Origin of the sequence: Bacillus sp. ISL-34 (assembly GCF_018613325.1) — a bacterium.
GTDB lineage: Bacteria > Bacillota > Bacilli > Bacillales > DSM-1321 > Peribacillus.
Map to the genome: position 1 here is coordinate 48,034 of NZ_JAGGQJ010000028.1, position 19,353 is coordinate 67,386.

Below are 19,353 nucleotides of genomic sequence, written 5' to 3' on the forward strand. Positions count from 1 at the left end.
AAAAAGGGGAAGATGCTATGGAAAATGTGTTGGGTATTATTAACTTAATCAATGAAAGACAACATTTAAAAGATCTGACTGCTCACCGTAATGTGGCATCCGTACCATTTGGCGGGCGCTACCGTTTGATTGACTTTACGATGTCGAATCTCATTAATGCAGATGTATCAAAAGTAGCCGTTTTTCCAAAAGAAAAGTATCTTTCAGTTATGGATCATCTTGGCTCAGGTAAAGAATGGAACTTGGATCGGCGTTCAGGAGGCTTATACATCTTGCCCCCTATCCATCCGGATGAAACGGTAACGGGCGATATGAAGCAATTTTATGATCATCTCAGCTTTTTCGAACGTGCACAGGCAGATACTGTCATCATTTCCCCAGGAAGCCATGTATGCAAATTGGATTTTAATGAAGTGCTTGATTATCACAAAAAACATAAAGCGGATATCACGGTCGTATATAAGGATTATGTAGGGGAATTGATTGAGAAACCAATCTATCACACCTGCTCGGTAGATTCGGATGAAGACATTACTGACATTAGCTTTTATACCATCCCTAGACCTGGTGATCATGTTTGTCTAGAAACCTTCATCATAAGTAAAACGCTATTGGTGAACTTGATCAAAAGCTGTGTTGCCAGCGGGGAATATGACTTTTTGAAAGACGCTGTGAAAGCCAATCTTCATCGTTTTACCGTCAAAGGCTACAATTTTACTGGAGAAATGCCTTTCATCCATTCCATTGAAAGCTTTCATTCCAGCAACATGAATTTCCTGAACCCTTCGGTAATCCGTTCTTTCTTCGGGGATACTTGGGATGTTTATACTAAAATCAAACATGAGGCACCGACCAAATATTCAAGTTCTTCGAAGGTTACCAATTCATTGATAGCCAACGGTTGTGATATTGAAGGGACTGTGGAAAACAGTATACTCTTCCGTGGGGTAAAGGTGAAAAAGGGAGCGATTATAAGAAATAGCATCATTATGCAAAAAGGCGTGATTGAAGAAGGAGCTATCGTTGAAAATACCATAACTGATAAAGAAGTGAGAATTACTAGTGAAAAATCAGTCATTGGTTTAAAACAGCCTACTGTAATAAAAAAAGCGGAAGTAATTTAATAGAGGAGGTGCGGCAATGAATGTTGTATTTGCTGCTTCAGAATGCGCCCCTTTTATAAAAACGGGAGGGCTCGGAGACGTTATAGGCGCGCTCCCGAAAGCGCTGAAAAAACAGGGAGTCCATGTAAGTGTCATCCTTCCTAAATACGGGGATCTACCTAACCAATTCAAACAGGAAATGAAACATATGACGAGTATTGAGGTTCCTGTTGGTTGGCGCCAGCAATTTTGTGGCATCGAAAAACTTGTTGCTAATGGAATTACATATTATTTCCTGGATAATGAATATTATTTCAAAAGACATGGTAGTTATGGATTCTTTGATGATGGCGAAAGGTTCGCCTTCTTTTCCCGTGCAATTTTAGAGGCTTTACCCTATTTAGAAGAAAAGCCGGATGTCCTACACTGTCATGATTGGCAAACGGGCCTTGTCAGCGTTTTGCTGAAAGCACATTATCATAACCATCCATTCTATCAGGATATTAAAACGATATTTACCATACATAATTTACGCTATCAAGGAGTTTATCCTAAAGCTGTTTTAGCGGAATTACTCGATTTGAGTGAGTTATATTTTAATATCGATGGTCTTGAATTCCATGGGAATGTCAGTTATTTGAAAGCCGGCCTAGCTTTCTCTAACATAGTCACAACTGTAAGCCCAAGTTATGCGGAAGAAATTCAGAGCCCTTATTTTGGGGAAAATCTGGATGGGTTTTTACGCAAAAGAAATGGTGACCTTAAAGGGATTATCAACGGAATCGACTATGAGGAATATAATCCTGCGGCAGATGGACATCTTGCAGTTCCATTCGATTCCTATGAGGGTAAGATGGAGAATAAACGTCAGCTGCAGGAATCGCTGGATCTTCCTGTCAATGATGGGGTCCCGGTACTATCCATGGTAACCAGGCTTGTTGATCAAAAAGGAATAGATCTTATTCTCCATGTTTTTCATGAAATAATGAGCCAAGGAGTTCAATTCATCCTATTAGGTACGGGTGATGAGCAATATGAATCGGCATTTCGCCATTTAGCTGACCAATATCCAAATCAGGTATCAGTCAATACATATTTTGATGAGGGTTTAGCAAGACGGATATACGCAGGTTCTGATTTATTCCTGATGCCATCCCAATTCGAACCATGTGGTATCGGCCAGCTCTTGGCACTCCGTTATGGTACCTTGCCATTGGTGAGGGAAACCGGCGGACTTCGTGATACGGTCATCCCGTATAATCAATTTACTGGTGAAGGCAATGGCTTCAGCTTTACGAATTATAATGCACACGATATGCTTCATACAATTGAGCAATCTGTTGGTCTGTACAAATTCCAGCCGAAAAGATGGAGGAAAATGGCCGAAAGTGCGATGGAGTTAGACTTCAGTTGGACATCATCTTCCTTAAAGTATATTGAGTTATATGAAAGTTTGATTCCTGTCATGAAGTGATAATTGGATAGTTTATACACAAAAACACTTACGAATATTGTTTTCGTAAGTGTTTTGTTTCTTTTACCATCAAATATGGGTATATGTTTAGATATATAAAATATTGCTGTGTAGGAGAATGAAACGATGAAAAGAAGAAGAATGGAAATTGTATTTTTATTTATTTTAATTGCTGCAGTTTATATGATCCTATTCACTCATGTTAGCTTCGACGTGAAGCTATTTTTTATTGGTTTGTATATTTTTGTCATGTTTATTACCATGTTTTCACTCATGCTGGAAAATAGATTTGCCCACGAGACCCTTTTATGGATGTATGTACTTTTGTTTTTCCCGGTATTTGGATATTTATTTTATCTGTTTTCAGGTCAGCTCTATTTAAAAGGGTATTTATTTCGTAGTAAAAGGAAAAAAGATCGCGAAGAATGGAAGAGTCTTGTCACACATGTATCATCGCCAGATTTATCGTTCTTGAATAATCATCAGCAATCATTCGCAGATTTTGCCAAAAATGCATCTGAGACCACCATTAGTACTTCATCGCAAACGGAAGTATTGAAAAATGGTAATGAAACGTTTACCGAAATCATTAAACAATTAAAAAAAGCTGAAAAGTTCATTCATATTGAATATTATATTTTTCGTTCCGACAGGCTTGGTACTGAAATTATAGATATCCTTATTGAAAAAGCAAAAAATGGTGTGGAAGTTTTATTCATTTTTGATGCTGCCGGTAGTTTAAGCCTTTCAAATAATGAAGTTAAACGGATGAAAAATGCAGGGATAAAGGCTTATCCATTTTCACCATTGAAACATGGTTTTTTTAATCAAAAATTTAATTTTAGGAATCACCGGAAAATAATCATCATTGATGGGGAAGTTGGCTTTGTTGGAGGTTTAAACGTAGGAGAGGAATACTTAGGACGAAATAAATCGATTGGATTTTGGAGAGATACACACATGGTCCTTAAAGGTGAAGCGGTTTATATGCTTCATACTGTTTTCCTTTTGGATTGGGAATATGTCAGTGGGGAAGATGTATTAGAAGAGCGTCCAGAATTCAACAGTAAAGTGGATCAAGGGGATGGAGCTGTTCAGGTGGTGGCAAGCGGACCTGATACACAACAGGGAATCATGAGTGATTTTTACTATTCTCTTATTACTAGCGCGACTGAATCAATCTGGATTGCAAGTCCATACTTCGTACCTAATCAAGCGATTAAAGCAGCAATTAAACATGCTGCAATTAAGGGGATACAAGTTAGGCTTATGGTTCCGGCAGTAAATGATGGGTTTTTAACCCAATATGGCAGTCGCTCCTATTTCGGGGAGCTGCTTCAATTCGGTGTAGAGGTATACTCGTATAAAAAAGGCTTTCTACATCAGAAAATTATTATCGTAGATGGTGATATGGCTTCCATAGGGACGGCAAACATGGATATGAGGAGTTTTCATCTGAATTTTGAAGTGAATGTCTTTCTTATGGGCAGCCGTTCCATTGAAGATCTCATCACTCACTACAAAGAGGATATGATGGATAGTGACAAACTAGATCCTATTGGGTATAACAATCGTGGTTTGCTGGAACGTTCAAAAGAATCATTTGCCAGATTGTTTTCGAATGTACTCTAATGGGAAAAATAGCAGATAAATAGTATAGTTGAAATGCAAAGAAATTAATTGGCCATAAGGAGAATTTAAGAGAATATGAAATTGGTTTCCTGGAATGTGAATGGAATTAGAGCTTGTGTTAAAAAAGGATTTTTAGATTACTTTAAAGATGTGGATGCAGATATTTTTTGCCTTCAAGAAACTAAGCTTCAAGAAGGGCAGATTTCACTTGAGTTGGAAGGGTACCATCAATATTGGAATTATGCACTGAAAAAAGGGTATTCAGGTACAGCCATTTTCACGAAGGAAAAACCGCTTTCAGTGAAATATGGTGTAGGGGAGCTGGACGAGGAGCCGGAAGGCAGGATCATAACACTGGAATTCGAGAATTTCTATATGGTGAATGTTTATACCCCCAATGCAAAAAGGGATTTATCAAGGCTTGATTACCGTCTCGAATGGGAAGATGGAATGATTAGTTATCTTAAAGAACTGGACTCGGTGAAGCCGGTTATCTTTTGTGGGGACCTTAATGTCGCGCATTCGGAACTCGACTTAAAAAACCCAAAAACCAGTATCGGGAATTCCGGTTTCACTAATGAAGAGCGTGGAAAGATGACTGAATTACTTGATGCAGGGTTTATCGATACATTTCGCCATTTTTATCCAGACCGGGAAGGTGCCTATAGTTGGTGGTCATATATGGCTAAAGTAAGAGAGCGGAATATCGGGTGGAGAATCGATTATTTCATTGTTTCAAAACGTCTGGCGGAATATTTAAAAGAGGCTAATATTCACTGCGATGTCATGGGCAGCGACCATTGCCCGGTCGTCTTGGAAACAAACCTCTAAATGGAATAAATTCGGTTAAATGGGGATACTAATGGTTATCCATATTCAACAGGAGGTTTGATTATGAACACATTTATCGTGGGCTTTCATCAAGAAGATAATGTAGACAGCATGCAAGTGCAAAAATTGACGGCGGCTGAGTTTGAAAAAGCAACATCACGCGGTTTTCGCAGACTATTTGAACTGGATACAAATATCGGATACTTCGTATTTTTTGATGCTGAAGATGATGATGGTGATTTATCTCATCTAGTTTTACAGTATGAAGAAGATAATCAAGATCCAAGTGATTGTTACTCCTTTACTAAAAATGATTTTTATGAGTTCATGGCCCTTTATTTACAAGGCATGGATGAAGTGGAAGTGGAAGATGAAGGTGAAGAAGATGATGACAATGAAGAGTATGGACCAATCCATCATCTTGCCCATTTGATGTTTCATATAGTTGAAGAAGGAAAATCCGTTAAGCCTTAACGGCCGAGTATTGAGATGAAAGGTACTTGCGAGCTTTGTGACAGGGGTGGAATTGAACTGACCATCCATCATTTAACACCTAGAGAATTAGGTGGCAGCCATTTACCCATTGCCTATCTCTGTAAATCTTGTCACAAACAGATTCACGCACTGTATTCAAACCGAGAGCTGGCCATCCGACTATATACCGTGCTTTTGCTAAAAGATGATGAAGCATTAAAAAAATACTTAAAGTGGATTAAAAAACAACCGGTAACGAGGTCAGTAAAGATTAGAAAATCAAAAACGAAATAATGCAAAAGCCCATATTAAAAACATGGGCTTTTGCATTTCATTCAACTTGCTTTATTTTTCAACCGGTCCAATAAAAATCCACCTTTAAAATAACGGGGTTCGTATGAAATGATGAAAGCCTTAGGTTCAAACTTTTCAACGGTTGCTATCAATTCTTGTTCCCGATTGCGTTTTGTCAAGATTTCCATCCGATAACGGTTGCTATCCCTGCCCTCGCCCGTATAAAGAGTTACACCAAATCCGTTGTTCCTCAATGTATCTACCAACTGTTCATTTTTGGTTTGAGTATTAACGGTTACATTAATAAAACCGATGGCAAGTTTTTGCTCAATTTTCGTACCAAAAATTATTCCGATTCCAAAACCGACTGCATATACAACCATGGCGAGTATGCTTTGGTCACCGCCAAATACTAGGGATAATCCAAAAACGTATATTAACATTTCTGCGATACCCAGTATCGAGGCGAGTATGGTAATATTTTTTACTAAGAAAATGGTTCGCAACGTGTAAATCGGAACATAAATAAGTTGTAATAGTAGAATCAGAAGTATTTCTTTCAATTGAGCACCTCACCAACATCTTCCAGTTAGATTAGACGTTTCAACTTTGGGAATGTTCATTCCATAAGTAACATCTTCCATAATCTAACCACAATATAATGGCAGAATTCAATGGGGAATTTTATGTATTTTTTGTGGCATTTCCGTTGAGACCGAATTAAATTCTGTAAGATTTATCAATATTCTTTTTTTTATAAATTTGGTATCATTATCCTTACTAATTCATATGGGGGAATGATGATGTTTAATTATGATGGTCGGATTTTCAAAGCTAAAGTCAATTCCGAAAACGGAGAAGTTTCAGGAAATACTACCTTCCACTATTCTCAAGAAGGTTCAATTCTTTCAGCAAGTTATCATGGCGGAGAGATTGTTAAAGGGACTTTAATAGGGCTTGTCAATATGGATGGGTCTTTAGAATTCAGGTATAATCATATCAATGAAAAAGGTGAAATTAGAGGAGGCAGCTGTCTTTCCACTCCTGAAAAGTTGCCAGATGGAAGGATACGCTTGCATGAAAAATGGAAATGGTCAGATCTCGAACAGTCTGAAGGACACTCCATCATTGAAGAAGTGAAAAAATAACAATCTACATAGAAGGGTTTGAGGAACATTACTACTATCTGTTTAGTGCGGCATGGTCAAACAGATTGGAATGCACTAGGGAAACTGCAGGGGCAGACTGATATTCCCTTAAATGAACTAGGAAGGATACAGGCAAGACAATGTGGTGAATTTTTGTCCAAAGAGGCTCCATGGGATGTGATTATTTCGAGCCCTCTAAAAAGGGCAAGGGAAACGGCAGATATCATTTCGCATTATATTGAAGTCCCGGTTATTGAAAAAATGGAATTCATTGAAAAGAATTTTGGCGTCGCTGAAGGAATGACGGCAGCTGAAAGGGCATCAGCATTCATGGATAAAGAATATCCTGGTCAGGAAAATCAGGAATCTTTACGAAACAGGCTGATGAATGGGCTTCAGGATATTCAAAGGGAGTATCCTGAGAAGAAAGTTATACTTGTTGCACATGGTGCAGTCATTCATTTTATTTTACGCTTGATGTCAAACGAGTCAATCGTCTCAAATGAAATGCGCTTGTTCAATGCATGTTTGAGTACGATTAGATTTGAAGTCGATTCTTGGATAATTGATGATTTCAATCAAGTGAATCATTTATCTTAGTCCTATATTATTCAGTAGCTAATGAAGGAAAGAAGGAAATCATGACTAATAAGACGGCATTGATTTTAGGGGCTACAGGTGTGGTCGGCACCCAGTTGGTGAAAGAAATAAGCAACAGCAATATCTATAGTGAAATTCATTTTCTGACAAGGAGGGAAGTGAAATTCACGGACCCCAAGTGCATAGGACAAGTTGTGGATTTCGATAATTTATCCCAGTATGCCGATTTGTTCAAAGTCACCGATGTTTTCATTTGTTTGGGTACAACGATCAAAAAGGCTAAATCGAAGGAAGCTTTTCGTAAAGTTGATTATGACTATGTAATCCAAGCAGCTAAAATGGCGAAGACATCCAATGTTGAAAAATTACTCGTCATAACGGCCATGGGAGCCAACTCCAAATCAAAGTTTTTTTACAGTCGTGTTAAGGGAGATGTGGAAGGAACACTACAACACCTGGAATTGAATACTGTACATATATTCCGCCCTTCCTTACTTCTTGGAGAACGCGAGGAATTCAGGGCAGGTGAAAAGATTTCTGGGCTGTTAAGTACTTTTGCTAAATTTGTCTTTGTGGGCCCTTTACGCCCATATCATGCTATAGAAGCAAACAAAGTAGCTGCTGCAATGTACGCTGCGGCACAAACGAAGGCACAAGGATATCATTTTTATAATTCTGATGAAATTGAGAAACTTGCACAAAGCGTTACTATAAGTTAAACGAGCCTCCAATAGGCTCGTTTCAGACTGTAGACAAACTCGAAGAAAAGCTAGTTTGCCTGCAGATTTTTTATTTATAAATGTTTCAGTTGATTGAAGAAAATCCGATCCCTTTCCGCCGACTGTCTGCCAAGACTCATCAAAGCAGCATCTAGCGGGTCTCGGCAGGCGTGCCGCTTCAATCCAATAGCTTTCATCCGAATGAAAAAGTGAAAAATAGATCCAAGTTTTCTTTTAAAATAATGGTTTGCGATTAGTCCATTCCGAACCCCTTTTGTCGATAAACAGAAAACGAGCCCAAAATAGGCTCGTTTTTTTAAAATTTAAAAGCAAATTTTGATATCCGCTTTGAAGGAAAAAGGAACGGAGGAATACTTATAGGAATTCGTGATACTAATTCAGTTCTAATTTTCCGCTTGAAACTTGATTGTAACAGTGATATCCACTACAATTTGTAGTGGGAGGTGGTAAAGGGTGAATATTAAAAATTTTAAATATGATGAAGTTGGACTGAATCGTTTCTTTGGTCCATTGGAAGCTAATATCATGGAATATTTATGGGATAAAGATGAACAGAGCATTAAAGCGGTTCAGCAATCATTGGAACTTGACAAACCTATTAATTTCAACACAGTAATGACCGTCATGAATCGTTTGGTTGAAAAAGGCATTCTTGAAAAGAGGTCTGAAGGAAGGCTTTCATTATTTCGCCCGGTTCAATCCAGGGCGGAGTTTTTAGAAGAGCAGTCAAAGAAACTGACTGAGAATTTGCTCGATGAATTTGGTGGAGCGGTCATAAGCCATATGCTGGATGCCATGAAAGACGCTGACCAAGGTTTAATTGAAAAATTGGAACAAAAAATTCAATCGTTAAAAAAGGATAAATTATAATGTGGAAGAGGAAGTCTTATTTTGTGATAAGCCTGAGTCTTTTAATTGCCTGTGTAGTATGGTGCCAAATGGGAGCGTTTTTGGTACATATCTTTTTTGGTGTGAATATTAAAGCCAACTTTTTTAAATTTTGCTTTAGTCTATTCAAGGAAGATTCAGTATACTATTTTGTGGTCGTCACCCTGCTCAGTATAATAATATCCTATAGCATATTGAGCACCCTATTCAAAATTGCAGAGCAATATTTCTTATCCAGAAGGTTTAAACAAAAGCTATTTCTCTCCAAAAATGTTGAAAAGACAAGGTCCATAAATGAAACATTCAACCGGGTCAACGATGATATCTTAGTTGTGAATGCTGATCAGCCTCTTGCGTTTACGCTTGGTTTCAGGCGGCCTTTCATTGTGTTCAGTACGGGTTTATTACGATTATTGGACGTTGATGAGCTAGAAGCGGTAGTAGAGCATGAAGCCTTTCACCAAAAAAAATATCACCCACTGGTTATTTTCATTTTACAGTTGATCTCAGATGCGTTATGGTTTGTCCCACTGACAAAATGGTGTCATAAGAATTACAAAATAATAAGCGAATTATCAGCCGACGAAAATGCGATAAATAAAATAGGGACCGAATTAGGCATAAGTACTGCTTTGTTGAAGTTAATTAAACATGGTTACACTGATAAATCCTCTCCCGTCCTTGTCCACTTCTCTAATGAATCGGTTAACTATAGACTTCAGCAATTAATAGATCCCAATAAAACAATTCCTTTGAGGGCTGAAACTACTACGATTTTTGTTTCTATTTATGTTTTGGTAATACTTTTGGGAATGACTATAGTGATTGTCTGATGACTTTCACTTGATTTTCTTACCACTTTACACTACACTTTGTAGTGTAAAATAAAAAAAGGAGATGTGACATGAATAAACAAGAGATCGGTACCTTTTTATTAAGAGTTATGTTGGGAATTTCATTTTTGTTACATGGATTGTCAAAATTCCAAGGTGGATTGGAGAACACTTCAGGATGGTTTCAAAGTATAGGCATTCCGGGATTTATGGCATATGTAGTCGGTGTTATTGAATTGTTTGGAGGAATTGCTTTAATTTTAGGCCTTGGAACAAGAATAATAGCTGCCCTCCTTGTATTCATCATGGCTGGTGCAATTGTTTATGTGAAATTCCCAGCAGGTTTTATGGGGAATGGAGAAGCTTCAGGGTACGAATTGGATCTCGTTCTTATGATTATTGCACTTCACCTGGTTTTAAATGGAAGCAGATTCCTATCGATAGATTCTAAGTTACCTACCTTAAAAAAAATACAAGAATCAGAAATAAAAGCAAGTTAATAAGAATGAACGTTTTAACAGCGACCCAAAAAATTGAACATTTTCTTAATTAGGCAGTCATGTGGGCATGAAACCGGTAATCTACTGGGTCATGCCTTTTTCATTTAACCCTGTTCTGTTTGAAAAGCTTCATGATTTGAAAAAAACGATAATACATCAAATCAGATTTTGGTAATCAACAGAAGTTTCCCATGACTGCGTTATCGTTACATACTTTACGAAATGACAATACTGGAAGGTTGAACCAATCACCTTGGAATTATCAATTCAATCGTTAACAAACAAAATAACTGATAGTTTTAAGTGAATTTTTATTGACGAACAAATGTTCCTTGTTATAAAATACAATCATGGGTAATAATGGTATAGTAGTTATTGCCTCTGACCAGAGCAAAAGGAAGCTTGGTAATCTGATTCAAGCTTCGTAAAAAATTATAGCAAAAGGAGCTATGTATATATGACCATGCGATTATCTCCATATTTAATGATGAACGGAAATGCGAAGGAAGCGATCCAATTTTACGAAAAGGCATTGGATGCTAAAGTCCTTTTTAATCAATCTTTTGGAGAAATGCCAGAAAACCCGGAATTTCCTCTGCCAGAAGAAGCAAAAAATCTTGTGGCACACGCAATGTTAAGGGTTGGGGAAACGGACCTCATGTTTTCCGATACGTTTCCGGGTCAATCCAGTCAATCTGGAAATCAAGTCACGATCTGTATTTCAATTAACGAAATTGAAAAATCAAAAAGAATCTTTGAAACTTTGTCTCAAGGCGGAGAAGTGAAAATGCCTCTGCAGGAAGCTTTTTTCAGCCCTGCTTATGGGATTGTATCAGACAAATTCGGTGTAACCTTCCAAATTTACACAGAGGGTAAACAATAATTTTCTCAAGTTAAATAATAGCAGCTGTTTTAGTTGCAATTTGAATAAAAAAACCCAATTTCTCATTTTATATCACTGAGAGATTGGGATTTTTAATATTGGTATAGAACCCTAACCATGATACCTATCGCTTTTCCTATGCTGTCTAAGTTCATTCCGTACGGCAGCATAGCATGTAAGGTAACTCGCATTTATGTATTATATAGGCATTGGGGAAAATTCCACAATTACCCCTAGCTGCGTATTCTTCACGCTGTCCCTAGACCGAATATATATGAATCTTAATAACATAACTATCATGAGTTACCGTTAATTGTCGGTTCCACACTTTGACTTTGATACGTTATCGTTATCTCTCTGTGATATTCGTCATATATTTTTCATCTATTTGTTCTTTGTTTAGAAAATGGCTATGCTATTATTTAAAACATTGGCATACATATTAGCCGCATTGTTTGTAAAATATATTCCTTTTAATAGGCTAATATCACTCGAAGTAGCATTACATTGCGTAATAAGGGGGAAGGGGGAAAAACGTGAACACAGATCAAGCTTTCGACCTGTTAAAGGATGCAGGAGTAACAGAAAGCAGCAGTATACAAACTGTTAGACGCTGGCTTCGTGAAGGTAAGATTAGATATGAAGGTGGAAACGGGAATAGAAAAACGGGATACATAATGGATGACACAAATCAAGCATTTGAAATGTTAAAAGATGCAGGAATAACAGAAAGTAACAGCATACAAACTGTTAGGCGCTGGCTTCGTGAAGGTAAGATTAGATATGCGGGCAACGGAAAGAGGAGCACTGGATACATAAGCGGTGACACAGCTTCAAAAATGGCTATAAATGATTTTATAGATCAAAATAAGGACGAAATCATACACCGATTAAAATTGAAAATACAAGCTCAAGATAAGCATATAGAAGGAATTGAAGAACTTCATGAGACTGGCAAAAGAATATTAATACAGCAAAGGGATATGTTCAAAAAGGAAGTTGCCATACTAAAGAATGAGAAAAGTGAATTACAAAATGAAACAAAGGATTTATTAAAAGAAAATATTGAATTACGTAATGAATTGATAAAATTAAAAGAAAACATAAGAAATAATTACAATATTGACTCCACTGCTGAATCAAATGATTATAGTGAAAAATTAGGGCTTTCTAAAATGGCGAGCAATAAAGAAGTGTTAGCAGAATATAAAGGGTTATTAAAAATAACTCATCCTGACCATAATGGCAACGCGAAGGTATTTCATTACATAAAGACTGATTACGATAATTTTAGAAAAAGCAACAAAGGTAAATGAATGTGATTAAATACAATCAGAGTATTTTCAAATCAAACGTAACGAAAATTCTGGGGCAAAAGCATGTTTTGAAACGAATCGATTGTTTAGGAACAAGAGCGCTATGAAGTTCAAGGGAACATTATAATTTTGATTTCATCGTTTGGTCATTTTAAATAAAACAGGTTCTAAATGAACAAATAGGTGCCTTAGTTCATTTGGCACCTAAAATTGAGGCATTTAAAGTCCAGCGTTTACATTATCAAGCTGCGGACTATTTTTTTTGTCTCCTCATCCATTGTGTTGCAACCCATTTTTCACCCGTGATAATTGGCGCTCCACCGTGTAAAGTTAGTTCGTTCAGGTTGTTGTCGTTATAGAAATATTCGAAATATACAGCCATTCCTTTTCGCGGTGACACTGAAAAATTCAGTTTAGGAAAAAAAGTTTCCCCTCCATCCTCCACATCATTTAAATACATGATGATTGTGCTAATTCTATTATTTTTAGCTGCCAGACTTGTAGATGTAAAAAAATCAAAATGAGCTTTATACTCTTGACCAGGAGTATATTTAAGAATTTGAATACCATCTCCATGTTCAATGGGTATATTCATGATGGATGATATTCTTTTTTCAATTTTGGTAATGATGTCATATTCATTTTCTTGAAAAAACATGCTACTGCTTGTTCTTATTTCATTTAACTCGTGTGTAACGCCAATTTTGGAACGGTGCATTTTGTCTTTTGACAATCTAATAAGTTCGTCGCATTCTTCGTCACTCAAGACATTTCCTAAAACTACAATTAGAGGTTCTTCCAATCTAGCAATCACGTTAATTTCTCGATCTTCCGTTATAATTTTATTTCCAATATGATTAAAGATGGTTTGTTCTTTACTTATTGTTATGTTATTATTCACTGTCAACTTTCATCGACTCCTAAAAGAATGAATTTTCCGAACAACTAGTTCATCTTATTTCTGTAAGCGTTTTCTCTGTTTATTATACCATAAACGTTGTTATATAACTGTTTCTTATTCTGCTTACTTCTATATTGAGTTAATTAAAACTAACATTTTATCGAAAAATGGGAGGGTTGAGTTTTAAAAAAAGAAGAAGTCGTGTTAAATTAATCCAATTAATATTTCAAAAATAACCTCGACAGAATATATAATAAACCCATACTCAAAGCAGTTAAGTAATAAATGATTAAAATGGTAAAAAATAGATTTATAAAAGGGAATTCAATACTATTTGTTGAACAAGAATAGTGTGGAACATTTTTACTGTTTGATGATTTGATATTGTAATCGCTTACATCGAGGCGCTTAACATATATTCATGGGAGTGATTATAAGTTATTTTCACATTGATGTATTTAATAAAACCATTAGCGAATGGAGGTTAACCCATGGTTAGCACGATGGAAATCAATAAAGATGATTCCCGTTCCTTCCTAACGGAAGAACACTTATTATTTAAACAATCACTTCGTGAATTTCTCGCCAAGGAGGCTGTCCCCTTTTATGATCAATGGGAAAAAGAGGGGGGTATACCTTTCTCGTTTTGGAAAAAGATTGGAGATAATGGATTTTTATGTCCGTCGCTAGATGTGGAATTCGGTGGGTTAGGAGCAGATTTTGGATATTCAGTTGTGCTGGCAGAGGAATTGGAAATGGTTGGATCAGCCTTAGGAGGAATATCCTTTCATTCGGATGTTGTGGCCCCATATATAGCTTCTTTTGGAACAATACATCAAAAACAAAGATATTTACCGAAGTTCATCACAGGTGAAATGATTTCTGCCTTTTCATTGAAAGAACCGGGAATGGGTTCGGAATTAGCGGATATTCAAACCACAGCCATCAAGAAAGAGGGGTATTATATAGTCAATGGAGCTAAAACGTTTGTCACAAATGGCTTTAAAGCTGACTTCATGATAGTAGCATGCAAAACTGATCTTAATGCTGTTCCTTCCGAGAACGGAATCAGTTTGCTGCTCATTGATAAAGATACGCCAGGGTTTTCGCGAGGAAGAAAACTTGGTAAATCAGGAGAGGGAAGTTCAGACACTGCCGAGCTATTTTTCGATGATGCTTTAGTACCTGTTGGCAACCTCCTTGGTGAGGAAGGGAAGGGTCTTTCATATATCATGCAAAAACTGCAACAGGAAAAACTAATGTGTGCGATCGGGTCTTTAATCGCAGCGAAAGACATGCTTCACTTAACGATGAATTTTATAAAAGGACAAAAAGCATTTGATAAGAAAATAAGTAAATTTAAAACTGCACAATTTACCATTGCTGAAATAGCGACCGATATTCATCTGGGAAGGACGTTTGTTGATGGGTTGATCTGTAAACATATGACTGGGGAGAATATCATAACCGAAGTATCGATGGCAAAACATTGGATAACGGAGATGTCTAAGCGGATATCTGAAAAGTGCATGCAGTTACATGATGGATACGGATATATGGGCGACGATAAAATTACCCGGCGCCATCGGGACATTCCTTTGTCAAAATTCTTTACAGGGACAGATGAAACGGTAAAAATTTTGATTGCTAAAAATATCGGGTTTTAATTTCATTTTTAATACTAAATAATCAACACTGCCTCAATTAAAATGAGGCAGTTTTTTTATACCATTTTTTCAATATAATTACAATGGACTAGTTTTTTTAAATAAAAAGGTTTAATACAGTTTACCTTATGGGTACAAGAGACTGTGCATATAAAAAATTAATATATTTGTAAAATTTGTAATTGTATGCGAATGATGGAGGTGCTTGTTATGTTAAAAATCGAAAATGTATCGAAAATCTATAAGGGAGGAAAGAAAGCAGTAAAGAATATAACATTGGATATTAAAAAAGGGGAGTTCATCTGCTTCATTGGTCCGAGTGGATGTGGTAAGACAACGACAATGAAAATGATTAACCGTCTTATCGAACCATCCCAAGGCAAGATACTTATTAATGGTGAAAATATCATGGATAAAGATCCAGTCGAGCTAAGAAGACAGATTGGGTACGTTATCCAGCAAATCGGACTTTTCCCTCACATGACGATTCTTGAAAATATTACCCTCGTGCCAAAACTTCTTAAATGGAATGAACAGAAGAAAAAGGAACGCGCTCTGGAATTGCTTAAGCTTGTCGATATGGGACCCGAATACCTGGAAAGGTATCCTTACGAATTGAGCGGCGGGCAGCAACAAAGGATAGGCGTCCTCAGAGCACTTGCTTCCAATCCTCCACTCATTTTAATGGATGAACCTTTTGGTGCATTAGATCCAATCACCCGCGATGCCCTTCAGGAGGAATTTAAAAATCTGCAGCGCACACTTGATAAAACAATCGTTTTTGTTACCCATGATATGGATGAAGCCATTAAGCTAGCCGACCGGATCGTCATCTTAAAGGCTGGTGAAATCGTCCAAGTGGGAACACCGGATGAAATCCTCAGAAACCCAGCAAATGAGTTCGTGGAAGAATTCATCGGCAAAGATCGCTTGCTCCAAACAAGACCAAATGTTGAGTTGGTCGAACAAATCATGAGTCGAAATCCAATATCCATCACAGAGGAAAAATCCCTTACCGATGCTATTACGATAATGCGAGATAAAAGGGTCGATTCTTTACTTGTGGTCGATGAGCAAAATGTTTTGAAAGGGTTCGTCGATGTTGAAACGATCAGTGAATATCGAAAAAAAGCTAAATTTATCAGTGAAGTCATCAATACTGAAGTCTATTCAGTGAAACAGGATACTTTAATCCGTGATTCCGTTCAGAAGATTTTAAAGCGAGGATTCAAATATGTGCCGGTGGTTGACCAGAATAAACATTTGGTCGGAATTGTCACAAGGGCAACATTGGTCGACATCGTATATGACAGCATCTGGGGAGAGGAAGAAACTCAAATGGCAGAAATGGCAGAAATGTTTTAGGAGGTGTATCAGATGGAAGCTTTGATCGATTTTTTACAAACGAACTGGCAAGAATTGATTTATAAAGCATGGGAGCACTTATATATATCCATGATCGCTGTTTTCCTTGGAATAATAGTTGCCGTGCCACTAGGGATCATGTTGACGCGATTGAAAAGGAGCGCTTCGATAATAATCGGAATTGCGAACATAATGCAGACACTGCCGAGCCTTGCAGTCCTGGCCTTTTTCATTCCTTTCCTCGGCGTTGGGAAAACACCCGCAATCATTGCGTTATTTTTCTATTCTGTTTTACCTATACTCAGGAATACATACACAGGCATTAAAGGTGTAAATGAAAATCTTCTGGAATCCGGCCGCGGGATCGGGATGACAAGCTGGGAGAGGATACGTCTGGTAGAATTCCCGCTGGCACTTTCAGTCATTATGGCTGGTATCCGTACGGCTTCCGTCTATTTAATCGGGTGGGCCACCTTGGCTTCCTTTATTGGAGGCGGAGGACTTGGAGATTACATTTTTATCGGTTTGAATTTATACCAAACAGAATATATCATCGCAGGTGCAGTTCCGGTAATTATCATGGCTATCCTTGTGGATTATGTATTCTCGATCATTGAACGAAAAGTCGTACCAAAAGGATTGAAAGGTATGAAGGAAGTTGCTTGAGGAGGATTACCATGTATAAAAAAATGAGACTTACAATTTTAATGGCCCTTTTAGTTTGTTCATTAATGATCACCGGCTGTTCTTTGCCTGGTTTAGGGTCATCTTCTGAAACTACTGTAAAGATCGGTGCCCAAAGCATGACCGAATCCGAAATCCTTGCGAACATGATCGCTCAACTCCTTGAAAGGAATACGGAACTTGATACGAAAATCATCAAAAATCTAGGTTCCAATTTCGTTCAGCAAAAAGCGATGGAGACCGGTGATATAGACATAGCCGCAACTCGATATACAGGGACGGATTTAACGAGTGTCCTGGGACAGGAAATCGAAAAGGATCCAGTAAAGGCGATGGAAATTGTTCAAAGGGAATTCAAAGAACAATATGGGTTCAAATTTTTTGATTCTTATGGGTTCGATAACACTTATGCCTTTACGATTTCTAATGAATTGGCAGAGGAAAAAGGGTATCAGAAAATATCGGATCTGGAAAAGGATGCAGATAATTTAAGGTTAGGTGTAGATAGTGCTTGGCTGAAAAGAAAAGGGGATGGTTATAAAGGGTTCGTCGATACATATGGATTGGAATTTGGGGAAACTTATCCGATGCAGATTGGCCTGGTATATGATGCAGTCAAAAATGGACAGATGGATATTGTCCTTGCTTACTCCTCCGATGGACGGATTAAGGTTAATGATTTGAAGCTTTTAGAAGACGATAAACAATATTTCCCACCATATGACTGTTCACCGGTCGTTACCGAAGAAATATTGGAGCGATATCCCGAAATTGAAGATGAGCTTAATAAGTTAATTGGTGAAATCACTACTGAAACCATGCAGGAACTTAACTATGAAGTTGATGGGAACTTGAAGGAGCCATCGGTCGTAGCATCGGAATTCCTTAAAGCACATAAATATTTTGAATAAATGGGAGGTGAGAACTTATGGAAACTTTGCAACAGCTTGGAACTTATTATTCCCAAAACTGGATGTATGTACTTACTGAATTTTATCGCCACTTTTTAATGTCAGCTTATGGGGTTTTATTTGCAGCAATTGTAGCCATCCCGATAGGCATTTTCATCGCGAAACATAAGAAATTGAGTAATTGGGTATTTTCGATAACGAATGTCATACAAACCACACCAGCATTGGCTATGCTCGCTCTTCTGATGCTAGTGATGGGGTTAGGAACAAATACGGTAATTTTGTCATTGTTTTTATATTCCTTATTGCCGATCCTGAGGAACACTTATGTCGGAATTACAAGTATAGATCATGCTTATTTAGAATCTGGAAAGGCAATGGGGATGACGAAGCTGCAGTTATTAAGAATGGTCGAACTGCCATTATCTCTGTCTGTCATCATGGCTGGTTTACGTACAGCACTTGTCGTTGCAATTGGAGTAACTGCTGTCGGTACTTTTGTAGGCGCAGGCGGACTGGGGGATATTATTGTCAGGGGAACGAATGCTTCAAATGGAACGGCAATCATACTTGCAGGAGCAATCCCGACAGCATTGATGGCCATTCTCTCAGATCTTTTACTCGGATGGCTGGAACGAATTCTTTCGCCGATAAAAAAGAAAAAAATTCATACTGCCTAAAACAAATCAGGATAATAAAAAAGCCATTGCATGTTTAATGCAATGGCTCAGACTGTAGACAAACTCGATGAAAATCGAGTTTGTCTACAGTCTTTTTATGGCTTTTACAATTTGAACGTTGATTTCCACTCCAGGCACTCGCTTTCCGCGGGCGGTCCGGGAGCCTCCTCGGCTTGCGCCTGCGGGGTCTCCCCTAGACGCGCTTTTCCCGCAGGAGTCTCGCAATCAACTCTGTTATAAAATTTAGATAGAACCTCTTTTGCCTACAGTCTTTTTTGTTTTAAAATGGAAGTATTAAAACTTGAGGTGATGAGGATGCTTTCTAAACTTGATTCTATTCAGCGAGATCAACTTGAAATGATTACTTTAGATCAATTGGTGCCAGCGAACCATTTGGTTCGTAAAATGGAGGCTGCCATTGACTTCTCT

Annotated in this window: 21 protein-coding genes; 19 read left to right on the forward strand and 2 right to left on the reverse strand. The window is 37.6% G+C overall.

What is annotated here, in order from left to right; translation table 11 throughout:
• Nucleotides 1–17: 17 nt before the first annotated feature.
• The 6 genes from glgD to J7E52_RS19855 all read left to right on the forward strand — a co-directional run bounded on the left by glgD (nucleotide 18) and on the right by J7E52_RS19855 (nucleotide 5,808).
• Nucleotides 18–1,124 carry a glucose-1-phosphate adenylyltransferase subunit GlgD gene (gene glgD / locus J7E52_RS19830; RefSeq protein WP_214750168.1) on the forward strand — a complete coding sequence of 369 codons (1,107 nt, stop codon included), beginning with the start codon at nucleotides 18–20 and terminating at the stop codon, nucleotides 1,122–1,124.
• Nucleotides 1,125–1,140: 16 nt separating this feature from the next.
• On the forward strand, nucleotides 1,141–2,577 hold the full coding sequence (gene glgA, locus J7E52_RS19835; protein WP_214750169.1) for a glycogen synthase GlgA: 1,437 nt from the start codon (nucleotides 1,141–1,143) through the stop codon (nucleotides 2,575–2,577).
• Between the two features lie 126 nt (nucleotides 2,578–2,703).
• Nucleotides 2,704–4,209 (forward strand): cardiolipin synthase, encoded by a 1,506-nt coding sequence (gene cls / locus J7E52_RS19840; RefSeq protein WP_214750170.1) that lies wholly within the window; start codon nucleotides 2,704–2,706, stop codon nucleotides 4,207–4,209.
• Nucleotides 4,210–4,284: 75 nt separating this feature from the next.
• The gene (locus J7E52_RS19845; protein ID WP_214750171.1) at nucleotides 4,285–5,040 is read left to right on the forward strand and encodes an exodeoxyribonuclease III; all 756 of its coding nucleotides are present in this window, start codon (nucleotides 4,285–4,287) and stop codon (nucleotides 5,038–5,040) included.
• A 63-nt stretch (nucleotides 5,041–5,103) separates the two neighbouring features.
• Nucleotides 5,104–5,514 (forward strand): cytosolic protein, encoded by a 411-nt coding sequence (locus J7E52_RS19850; RefSeq protein WP_214750172.1) that lies wholly within the window; start codon nucleotides 5,104–5,106, stop codon nucleotides 5,512–5,514.
• 15 nt (nucleotides 5,515–5,529) lie between these two features.
• Nucleotides 5,530–5,808 (forward strand): HNH endonuclease, encoded by a 279-nt coding sequence (locus tag J7E52_RS19855; RefSeq protein WP_214750173.1) that lies wholly within the window; start codon nucleotides 5,530–5,532, stop codon nucleotides 5,806–5,808.
• Nucleotides 5,809–5,849: 41 nt separating this feature from the next.
• Here the strand turns inward: J7E52_RS19855 and J7E52_RS19860 are convergent, their stop codons facing one another.
• The gene (locus J7E52_RS19860) at nucleotides 5,850–6,371 is read right to left on the reverse strand and encodes a DUF2179 domain-containing protein (RefSeq protein ID WP_063233682.1); all 522 of its coding nucleotides are present in this window, start codon (nucleotides 6,369–6,371) and stop codon (nucleotides 5,850–5,852) included.
• Between the two features lie 240 nt (nucleotides 6,372–6,611).
• On the opposite strand from J7E52_RS19860, the gene J7E52_RS19865 reads away from it, so the two are divergent.
• The 8 genes from J7E52_RS19865 (at nucleotide 6,612) to J7E52_RS19900 (ending at nucleotide 12,716) form a co-directional block, all read left to right on the forward strand.
• The gene (locus tag J7E52_RS19865; protein ID WP_214750174.1) at nucleotides 6,612–6,956 is read left to right on the forward strand and encodes an avidin-fold protein; all 345 of its coding nucleotides are present in this window, start codon (nucleotides 6,612–6,614) and stop codon (nucleotides 6,954–6,956) included.
• A gap of 27 nt (nucleotides 6,957–6,983) precedes the next feature.
• On the forward strand, nucleotides 6,984–7,556 hold the full coding sequence (locus J7E52_RS19870) for a histidine phosphatase family protein (protein WP_214750190.1): 573 nt from the start codon (nucleotides 6,984–6,986) through the stop codon (nucleotides 7,554–7,556).
• 41 nt (nucleotides 7,557–7,597) lie between these two features.
• Nucleotides 7,598–8,275 (forward strand): NAD(P)H-binding protein, encoded by a 678-nt coding sequence (locus tag J7E52_RS19875; protein ID WP_286197926.1) that lies wholly within the window; start codon nucleotides 7,598–7,600, stop codon nucleotides 8,273–8,275.
• Nucleotides 8,276–8,749: 474 nt separating this feature from the next.
• Nucleotides 8,750–9,166 (forward strand): BlaI/MecI/CopY family transcriptional regulator, encoded by a 417-nt coding sequence (locus J7E52_RS19880; RefSeq protein ID WP_214750175.1) that lies wholly within the window; start codon nucleotides 8,750–8,752, stop codon nucleotides 9,164–9,166.
• Between the two features lie 68 nt (nucleotides 9,167–9,234).
• Nucleotides 9,235–10,017, forward strand: a complete 783-nt coding sequence (locus tag J7E52_RS19885) for a M56 family metallopeptidase (RefSeq protein ID WP_214750176.1) — start codon at nucleotides 9,235–9,237, stop codon at nucleotides 10,015–10,017.
• 71 nt (nucleotides 10,018–10,088) lie between these two features.
• Entirely contained in the window at nucleotides 10,089–10,517 is a 429-nt protein-coding gene (locus J7E52_RS19890) for a DoxX family protein (protein ID WP_214750177.1), read from the forward strand.
• A 457-nt stretch (nucleotides 10,518–10,974) separates the two neighbouring features.
• Nucleotides 10,975–11,400, forward strand: coding sequence for a VOC family protein (locus J7E52_RS19895; RefSeq protein WP_214750178.1), 426 nt, complete (start codon nucleotides 10,975–10,977; stop codon nucleotides 11,398–11,400).
• 536 nt (nucleotides 11,401–11,936) lie between these two features.
• Entirely contained in the window at nucleotides 11,937–12,716 is a 780-nt protein-coding gene (locus J7E52_RS19900; RefSeq protein ID WP_214750179.1) for a hypothetical protein, read from the forward strand.
• Nucleotides 12,717–12,969: 253 nt separating this feature from the next.
• Here J7E52_RS19900 and J7E52_RS19905 read toward each other — a convergent pair whose 3' ends face one another.
• The gene (locus J7E52_RS19905) at nucleotides 12,970–13,623 is read right to left on the reverse strand and encodes a 2OG-Fe(II) oxygenase (protein WP_214750180.1); all 654 of its coding nucleotides are present in this window, start codon (nucleotides 13,621–13,623) and stop codon (nucleotides 12,970–12,972) included.
• 485 nt (nucleotides 13,624–14,108) lie between these two features.
• On the opposite strand from J7E52_RS19905, the gene J7E52_RS19910 reads away from it, so the two are divergent.
• From J7E52_RS19910 to J7E52_RS19930, 5 genes are all read left to right on the forward strand, one after another.
• Nucleotides 14,109–15,284, forward strand: coding sequence for an acyl-CoA dehydrogenase family protein (locus J7E52_RS19910; RefSeq protein ID WP_214750181.1), 1,176 nt, complete (start codon nucleotides 14,109–14,111; stop codon nucleotides 15,282–15,284).
• Between the two features lie 210 nt (nucleotides 15,285–15,494).
• Complete coding sequence (locus tag J7E52_RS19915) at nucleotides 15,495–16,649, forward strand: betaine/proline/choline family ABC transporter ATP-binding protein (RefSeq protein WP_214750182.1); 1,155 nt, start codon at nucleotides 15,495–15,497, stop codon at nucleotides 16,647–16,649.
• 12 nt (nucleotides 16,650–16,661) lie between these two features.
• Entirely contained in the window at nucleotides 16,662–17,315 is a 654-nt protein-coding gene (locus tag J7E52_RS19920; protein WP_214750183.1) for an ABC transporter permease, read from the forward strand.
• Nucleotides 17,316–17,326: 11 nt separating this feature from the next.
• Nucleotides 17,327–18,244: an osmoprotectant ABC transporter substrate-binding protein gene (locus J7E52_RS19925; protein ID WP_214750184.1), complete on the forward strand. Its 918-nt coding sequence runs from the start codon at nucleotides 17,327–17,329 to the stop codon at nucleotides 18,242–18,244.
• A gap of 17 nt (nucleotides 18,245–18,261) precedes the next feature.
• Nucleotides 18,262–18,924: an ABC transporter permease gene (locus J7E52_RS19930; RefSeq protein ID WP_063233716.1), complete on the forward strand. Its 663-nt coding sequence runs from the start codon at nucleotides 18,262–18,264 to the stop codon at nucleotides 18,922–18,924.
• Nucleotides 18,925–19,353 lie beyond the last annotated feature (429 nt).

Coding starts and splice junctions, on each gene's coding strand:
- cls (WP_214750170.1), top strand. CDS start 2,704: ATGAAAAGAAGAAGAATGGAAATTGTATTTTTATTTATTTTAATTGCT.
- J7E52_RS19850 (WP_214750172.1), top strand. CDS start 5,104: ATGAACACATTTATCGTGGGCTTTCATCAAGAAGATAATGTAGACAGC.
- J7E52_RS19930 (WP_063233716.1), top strand. CDS start 18,262: ATGGAAACTTTGCAACAGCTTGGAACTTATTATTCCCAAAACTGGATG.
- J7E52_RS19915 (WP_214750182.1), top strand. CDS start 15,495: ATGTTAAAAATCGAAAATGTATCGAAAATCTATAAGGGAGGAAAGAAA.
- J7E52_RS19910 (WP_214750181.1), top strand. CDS start 14,109: ATGGTTAGCACGATGGAAATCAATAAAGATGATTCCCGTTCCTTCCTA.
- J7E52_RS19845 (WP_214750171.1), top strand. CDS start 4,285: ATGAAATTGGTTTCCTGGAATGTGAATGGAATTAGAGCTTGTGTTAAA.
- J7E52_RS19895 (WP_214750178.1), top strand. CDS start 10,975: ATGACCATGCGATTATCTCCATATTTAATGATGAACGGAAATGCGAAG.
- glgD (WP_214750168.1), top strand. CDS start 18: ATGGAAAATGTGTTGGGTATTATTAACTTAATCAATGAAAGACAACAT.
- J7E52_RS19885 (WP_214750176.1), top strand. CDS start 9,235: ATGGGAGCGTTTTTGGTACATATCTTTTTTGGTGTGAATATTAAAGCC.
- J7E52_RS19925 (WP_214750184.1), top strand. CDS start 17,327: ATGTATAAAAAAATGAGACTTACAATTTTAATGGCCCTTTTAGTTTGT.
- J7E52_RS19875 (WP_286197926.1), top strand. CDS start 7,598: ATGACTAATAAGACGGCATTGATTTTAGGGGCTACAGGTGTGGTCGGC.
- J7E52_RS19865 (WP_214750174.1), top strand. CDS start 6,612: ATGTTTAATTATGATGGTCGGATTTTCAAAGCTAAAGTCAATTCCGAA.
- J7E52_RS19855 (WP_214750173.1), top strand. CDS start 5,530: ATGAAAGGTACTTGCGAGCTTTGTGACAGGGGTGGAATTGAACTGACC.
- J7E52_RS19890 (WP_214750177.1), top strand. CDS start 10,089: ATGAATAAACAAGAGATCGGTACCTTTTTATTAAGAGTTATGTTGGGA.
- glgA (WP_214750169.1), top strand. CDS start 1,141: ATGAATGTTGTATTTGCTGCTTCAGAATGCGCCCCTTTTATAAAAACG.
- J7E52_RS19920 (WP_214750183.1), top strand. CDS start 16,662: ATGGAAGCTTTGATCGATTTTTTACAAACGAACTGGCAAGAATTGATT.